Annotated in this window: 1 protein-coding gene; it reads right to left on the reverse strand. The window is 65.6% G+C overall.

Annotated features, from left to right (window positions below; all coding sequences use genetic code 11):
- Positions 1-2,547 (reverse strand): condensation domain-containing protein (locus tag ACWDSL_RS52955; protein ID WP_450496883.1); only part of this gene is annotated, 2,547 nt, incomplete at both ends.

Below are 2,547 nucleotides of genomic sequence, written 5' to 3' on the forward strand. Positions count from 1 at the left end.
CCGCTGCTTGAGCACGGCCACCGTCGACCAGATCGTGGTCTCGGTCGGCCCGTAACAGTTCACCACCTCACTGCCCAGCTCACACATCCGCTCCGCCAGCCCCGACGGCAAAGCCTCACCCCCCACCAGCATCCGCAACCCACCCACACACTCCGGCACCCCGTCGACCAACTCCTGCCACAACGACGGAGTCGCCTGCAACACCGACACACCCGCCGACTCCACCAACCCACCCAGCGCAAACACATCCCGCACCACCCCCGACCCCGCCACCACCACACCAGCACCCGACACCAACGGCAGAAACAACTCCAGCACCGCAATATCGAATGCCACCGTCGTCACCGCCAGCAACCGATCACCCACACCCAACCCACAAAACCCGGACGCCACCCGCAGGAAATTCACCAACCCGCTATGCGGCACCACCACACCCTTCGGCCGCCCCGTCGACCCCGACGTATACACCACATACGCCGGATCATCACCCGACAACACCCCCAACCGCTCACCAGCCACCACATCCCCACCCCCACAACCCGCCACCCCAGCCACCACATCAGCCCCATCCACCACCACCACATCCACACCCACCACCCCACCCAGCACACCCGACCCCACCACCACCGAATCCGTCACCACCAACACCGGCCCCGCATCCCCCAACACAAACCCCACACGCTCAGCCGGATAACCCGGATCCACCGGCACATACCCCGCCCCCGCCTTCAACACCGCCAACAACACCACCACCAAATCAAACCCCCGCGACAAAACCACCCCCACCAAACACCCCGGACCCACCCCACGCCCCACCAAATACCGCGCCAACCGATTCGCCCGCACATTCAACTCACCATACGACAACACCCCACCCTCAAAAACCAACGCCACCGCACCCGCATCACACCCCACCCGCTCCTCAAACAACTCCGACACCACCACACCCGAAACCGGCCACCCCGTATCATTCCAATCAACCAACACCCGCCCCCGCTCAACCTCACCCAACACATCAACCCGACCCACCGGCATGTCGGGATTGCTGGTGACCGTTCCCAGAACGCGTACCAGCCGATTGGCAAACTCCTCGACCGTGGCAAGGTCGAAGATATCGGTACGGTATTCGAGCTGCCCGGTCAGCCCGTTGGGAGCGCCATTTGCCGTGCGTAGTTCGCTGAGGTTGACCGTGAGATCGAATTTGGCGGCGATACCGCCCAAAGGCTCATGGGTGACGTCCAGACCAGACAAGTCGAGATCTGGCTGGGCGTTGTTCTGGAAGGAGAGCATCACCTGGAAGAGCGGATGCCGGGCCATCGACCGCTCCGGATTCAGCACCTCCACCAACCGCTCGAACGGCACATCCTGATGCGCGAACGCAGCCAGGTCCGTCTCCCGCACCCGACCCACCAACTCACGGAACGTGGGATCACCACTCACATCCGTACGCAGCACCAGCGTGTTGACGAAGAAGCCGATGAGGTCGTCCAGGGCGTCGTCGGTACGCCCGGCGATCGGCGTGCCGATCGGGATATCGGTGCCCGCGCCCATGCGGGTGAGCAGGACGGCCAGCGCGGCCTGGACGGTCATGAAGACACTCGCCCCGCTGCCCTGCGCCAGCTCGACCAGTCGGGTGTGCACCTCGACCGGCACCCGCACTGCCACACTGCCACCGTCATGCGATGCCACGACCGGCCGGGGCCGGTCCACCGGCAGCTCCAGCTGCTCCGGCACGCCTGCCAGGGCAGCCGTCCAGTAGGCCAGCTGCTGCGAGATCACACTGTCCGGGTCGTCTTCGCTGCCCAGCACCTCACGCTGCCACAAGGTGTAGTCCGCGTACTGCACCGGCAGCGCTTGCCATCCGGGTGCCTTGCCGTTGGTGCGGGCCTGGTAGGCGGTGGTCAGGTCACGGGCGAAAGGCGCCAGCGACCAACCATCCGCGGCGATGTGATGCACCACGGCCAGCAGCACGAACTCATCCGGCCCCAACACAAACAGCCGCACACGCACCGGTAGCTCGTTTGAAAGGTCAAACCCAGCGCCGACCTCCCTGACCAGCGCCTCGGCCAGCTCCTCCTCAGCGGCCTCAATCACCACGAGCGACGGCACGGCCGCACCGGCTTCAACAATGTGCTGATGGGGCTGGCCGTCGGCCTCCGGAAAGATCGTCCGCAGACTCTCATGCCGCCCGACCACATCTCCCAGAGCCAGGCGCAGCGCATCGACGTCAAGCTGCCCCCGCAGTCGAAGCGACAACGGAGTGTTGTACGTGCCCGACGGCCCTTCCATCTGCCCCAGGAACCACAGCCGGCGCTGCGCGAACGACACCGGCACCACCTCGGGCCGCACCCTTGCGGCCAACGGCAGCCGCACCCGATCCGCGCCCTGATCCAGATACGCGTCCAGGCCGGCCACGGTCGGCGACTCGAAGAGAGCACGGATGCTCAACTCCACGCCCAGGGCGGTGCGTATGCGGCTGATCAGGCGGGTGGCGAGGAGGGAGTGCCCGCCGAGGGTGAAGAAGTTGTCGTCGATTCCGACGTGGGT

The sequence above is a fragment of the Streptomyces sp. NPDC000941 genome, from assembly GCF_053599555.1.